Genomic DNA, 4,362 nt, shown 5'->3' with positions numbered 1-4,362 from the left:
ATTGGTTTGATTTTGATGATGTACCCGCCACTCGCAAAGGTGAACTACAACTTGCTAGGCACAGTGACGAAAGATAAAAAAGCGATCACGCTGTCTTTGGTCATGAACTGGATTGTCGGCCCTATTTTGATGTTCATCCTTGCATTGACTTTCCTAGGTGATCATCCGGGTTACATGGTTGGTATCATTCTGATTGGTCTTGCTCGTTGTATTGCCATGGTATTGGTATGGAACGATATCGGTGGCGGTAACAAAGAATACGGTGCAGCCCTAGTTGCACTAAACAGCGCTTTCCAAATCGTGACTTACAGTGTGATGGCATGGTTATTCATCACTGTGTTGCCACCAGTCTTTGGTTACGAAGGTTTCGTGGTTGATATCTCGATGATGGACATCGCGGAAAGCGTTCTGATTTACCTTGGTATCCCATTCCTAGCGGGCTTCCTAAGCCGTAAATGGCTGGTCGCTGCGAAAGGTGAGCAATGGTACAACGACGTGTTCATCCCACGCATTTCACCAATTACCCTTATCGCCCTACTTGCGACCATCGTACTGATGTTCAGCTTAAAAGGTGAGATGATTCTTGAACTGCCAATGGATGTATTCCGTGTAGCAATTCCACTGGCTATCTACTTTGTGTTGATGTTCTTTGTCAGCTTCTTCGTTGGTAAGAAAATGGGCATCGACTACGACAAAAATGCGTCGATTGCCTTCACAGCAACAGGCAACAACTTTGAATTGGCTATTGCGGTTTCTATCGCGGTGTTTGGACTAAACTCAGACCAAGCTTTTGCTGGTGTCATTGGCCCGCTGATCGAAGTGCCTGTGTTGATTGCTTTGGTGAATGTAGCATTGCGAATGAAAGCCAAATATTATGGCTAACCTAAAAAGCACAAAAAATACAAAAGCGGTAAAACATTAACTCACTACCGTTTTAATATACTCGCTGGGCGTTAGGCCGAACTTACTTTTAAAGCGTTGGCTAAAACGCCCCTCTGACTGATAACCACACAACTGTGCGAGCATAGCAACGTTATACGAGCCATTTTGCATCAAGTAAAGTGCGTGATTTAAGCGCACTTCTGCCAATACTTCACGATACTGGGTACCTTCTTGTTTCAGTTTGCGTATCAATGTTGCTCGGCTCATAGCAAAGTGCCCCGCGACCATGTCTAATGGATGCTCCTCCCCTGGAGAGCGCGATAAGTAACGACTAAGTTTCTGACTAAAAGAGATATGTGAACTCGAGAACAACCGATGCAATAACCCTCTCTCAGCTAGCTGCTGATATAGGCCCATAATCCAATAGCGTTGTGTCGCTTCACTTAAGCTTTCCCGCTCAAACGAAAACAAAGCATTTAACGTCGCTTTCAATGCTTTATCTGTCTCAACAACGGGTACATAGTTTCCTAATGCGTTGCTCATGCTTAGCTCCAACATTTCATCGCTAGGCACACAGTGAAAACTGAACATTCGAGAAAGAAATCGCCCTTGTAGAGGAAGGTTTTCAAAATTTAGGGATGCATTTGCTTCACAAAGCATGATATTTGGATCATGGATGTCGAGTACTTCATCTTTCCAGAAAAGATGTTTACTCCCCTTAACAATCTGAATAAGGCTTGGGGAGTGAATCCTGACATTACGAAGCTTCTGCTGCTGCTCCGCACGAAACAGCGTAACCTGATATTGGTGACCCATTCTCTCCCCTTATATTCAATTATCGCGTGTAAGTCGTGGTTAATGTCGCTTTACCCAAAGCAACACTATTCAAAGTAAACCCTACAATGGCTGGTGGCGTGTTTTCATCCAAATTCAGTTCTTCAGTTGGCAATGACCACACCGTAAACTGGTAACGATACATCCCATCATTCTTTGGAGGACACGCGCCGCCGAACCCCGTTGTACCGTAGTCAATACGAGATTCTTTGCCGCCTAACTTGTTCATATCAATGCCTCGAGGCAGCTCGCTAACGGTGGATGGAATATTAAACGCTATCCAATGCCAAAAACCACTGCCTGTTGGTGCATCGGGGTCATACACGGTGATCGCAAAACTTTTTGTGCCCTTTGGAGCTTCTTTCCACATCAATTGTGGTGATTGATTCCCGCCATCACATCCCCAACCAGAGTATTCAAATGTCTTCGCCATCGGGTGGCCTTCTTGAATATCTCTACTCACGAGTTCAAATGCATGGGCAGAACCGACCGCAAAAACACTCAATGCCAAAACTGATTTGTAGATCGCTTTCATGTTTTTCTTCCTTTCAATGAATTCAACACTAGTGTAAGTACCCAGCAGTCCGAATCCTTGTCAGTAAGTATCAAAAAACACAAAATAATCTATAATTTTGACACTTTAAGATTCTAACACAAATTTCTTACTCTCTTAATTGCACTTGGTTTATGCTAATTAATCGCTCACGGAACAAGGAAGGAAAATGGAATTGGATATCTACGTGGTGGACGCCTTCACCGATACGCAATTCAAAGGCAACTCAGCAGCGGTCGTACCGTTAGAGGAATGGCTAGCCCCAGAATTGATGCAAAATATCGCGACAGAAAACAACTTGTCGGAAACGGCTTTTCTAAAATCCATTGGCGCAAACCGATATGAGATTCGTTGGTTCTCTCCGATTACTGAAATCGATTTCTGTGGACACGCAACACTGGCCTCTTCGTTAGTGCTGTTTGATGAGTTTGGCATTAATGGCACGATTGAATTTCATACTCTGGAAGTAGGAACCCTCACCGTAGAGAAGAATGCGCAAGGTAAGATCGAGATGACGTTCCCTGCTCGTCCTCCAAAAGCCGTTTCTGATATTCCCTCGGCATTGATTGATGGCCTAAGTTGCGATGTGGAACGCGTACTGCTTAGCCCTCAAGCGTATTTCGTGGTGGTCGGCAACCAGCAGGAGGTACTTGAGGTTCAATACCGTTCAGAGCACCTCAAGACACTCGCTCCTTACGATGTGGTCGTTACCGCGAAAGGTGATCAACAAGACTTTGTATCGCGTTACTTTTGGCCTGCAAATGGTGGTGACGAAGACCCCGTAACTGGCTCGATTCACGCTGGGTTAGCACCGTTCTGGGCAGAAGCGTTAAGCAAAGCATCACTGGTCGCTTACCAAGCTTCTCAGCGCGGAGGTATTTTGCACTGTGAAGTTACTGGCGAACAAGTAAGAGTATCTGGCGACGGCGTGCTCTACATGAAAGGCCAGATTTTTGTTTAAATGATATTCATGTAATCAACTTAAAAGAGCCAAGTAAAGCACGGCTTCAGCAGGATAAAGCCAGTTTCAATAATTAATCAATTGATGAATATTGAAGGAATTAACTTCCTAGCCGGACAAAACTGACTCACGTTACACTGAATGCAGTCCCACACTCTTCTATAGCTTGATACGAATTCGAGCTCACCTTCTTAGAGGAAGCGTCGCATGATGAAGCGAATCATTCTTGGCACCCTAGCCCTGACTCTTTTAGCTGCCTGTTCCAAAGATGACGGACAGCAAGCCCTTGGCACACTGGAACGTGACCGCGTAACCTTTACTGCAACCTCTAGCGAGATAATTCGTGCCCTACCCATCAAGGAAGGCAGCCAAGTCACCGAAGGAGAAGTGCTGGTTCAGCTCGATACAAAGAACCAAGAAGCCGTTTTAGCTCACGCCGTAGCCGAACAAGCCAAGGCTGACGCCTATCTTTTGAAATTGACCAATGGTGAGCGACCAGAAGACATTGCCGCAGCGCAAGCACGCGTTGCCAGAGCGGAAGCTCAATTGGTTGAAGCGCAAAAGAACTACCAACGTAAGGCGGAGTTAGTTCGTAAAAAACTCATCAGCCAATCAGAAAAAGACACCGCTTTAGCAGCCAGAGATTCTGCCCGTGCAGAGCTAGACTCCTCACAAGAAGAGTTCAGCAAACTGACCGCTGGCTCTCGTCCTGAAGATATTGAACAAGCAAAAGCCGCACTCATGGCAGCAAAAGCCGATGTGGCACTACAAGAACAGAAACTGGCAGAACTCACCATCACCGCCACGCGAGATGGCTTGTTAGATAACCTACCGTTTAACCTTGGCGAACGCGTTCCTGTGAATGGTGTAGTTGCTGTAATACAAGCCAGCCGCGTCCCATACGCTCGCGTTTACGTTCCTGCCAACTACCGAGTCGATTTTGTGCCAGGTAAAACGGTTAACGTGCATGTAGATGGCGTTGAGCAACCATATAGCGGCACCGTTCGTTGGGTTGCGACTGAGCCTTCATTTACGCCTTATTTCGCGCTTACCGAGGAAGAACGCTCGCGTTTGATGTACCTTGCAGAAGTCGACCTACAAGACTCAGCACAATCCTTGCCTTCGGGCATTC

The 4,362-nt window shown here is 46.1% G+C and carries 5 protein-coding genes; 3 read left to right on the top strand and 2 right to left on the bottom strand.

Going from position 1 to position 4,362, the window contains the following annotated elements; genetic code table 11:
• Nucleotides 1-882, top strand: an 882-nt coding sequence (gene arsB, locus IQR33_RS26620; protein ID WP_228014171.1) for an ACR3 family arsenite efflux transporter, incomplete at its 5' end; no start/stop codon positions are given.
• A 36-nt stretch (nt 883-918) separates the two neighbouring features.
• Here arsB and IQR33_RS26615 read toward each other — a convergent pair.
• Together IQR33_RS26615 and IQR33_RS26610 are read right to left on the bottom strand one after the other, a co-directional pair.
• A complete protein-coding gene (locus IQR33_RS26615; RefSeq protein WP_017635229.1) occupies nt 919-1,698 on the bottom strand; it encodes an AraC family transcriptional regulator in 780 nt (259 codons plus the stop codon).
• A gap of 19 nt (nt 1,699-1,717) precedes the next feature.
• Nucleotides 1,718-2,251: a YbhB/YbcL family Raf kinase inhibitor-like protein gene (locus IQR33_RS26610; RefSeq protein ID WP_193837211.1), complete on the bottom strand. Its 534-nt coding sequence runs from the start codon at nt 2,249-2,251 to the stop codon at nt 1,718-1,720.
• Nucleotides 2,252-2,438: 187 nt separating this feature from the next.
• Between IQR33_RS26610 and IQR33_RS26605 the strand changes: the two genes are divergently transcribed.
• Both IQR33_RS26605 and IQR33_RS26600 read left to right on the top strand, forming a co-directional pair.
• Nucleotides 2,439-3,230, top strand: coding sequence for a PhzF family phenazine biosynthesis protein (locus IQR33_RS26605; RefSeq protein WP_193837210.1), 792 nt, complete (start codon nt 2,439-2,441; stop codon nt 3,228-3,230).
• A gap of 207 nt (nt 3,231-3,437) precedes the next feature.
• The coding region (locus tag IQR33_RS26600; protein ID WP_416222697.1) for an HlyD family secretion protein at nt 3,438-4,362 on the top strand (925 nt) is incomplete at its 3' end.

This window comes from Vibrio sp. OPT46 (genome assembly GCF_015163535.1).
GTDB lineage: Bacteria > Pseudomonadota > Gammaproteobacteria > Enterobacterales > Vibrionaceae > Vibrio > Vibrio alginolyticus.
Note: the sequence above shows the minus strand (reverse complement) of the source record. Positions and strands in the feature narration are given on the sequence as shown.

Coding starts and splice junctions, on each gene's coding strand:
- IQR33_RS26605 (WP_193837210.1), top strand. CDS start 2,439: ATGGAATTGGATATCTACGTGGTGGACGCCTTCACCGATACGCAATTC.
- IQR33_RS26615 (WP_017635229.1), bottom strand. CDS start 1,698: ATGGGTCACCAATATCAGGTTACGCTGTTTCGTGCGGAGCAGCAGCAG.
- IQR33_RS26610 (WP_193837211.1), bottom strand. CDS start 2,251: ATGAAAGCGATCTACAAATCAGTTTTGGCATTGAGTGTTTTTGCGGTC.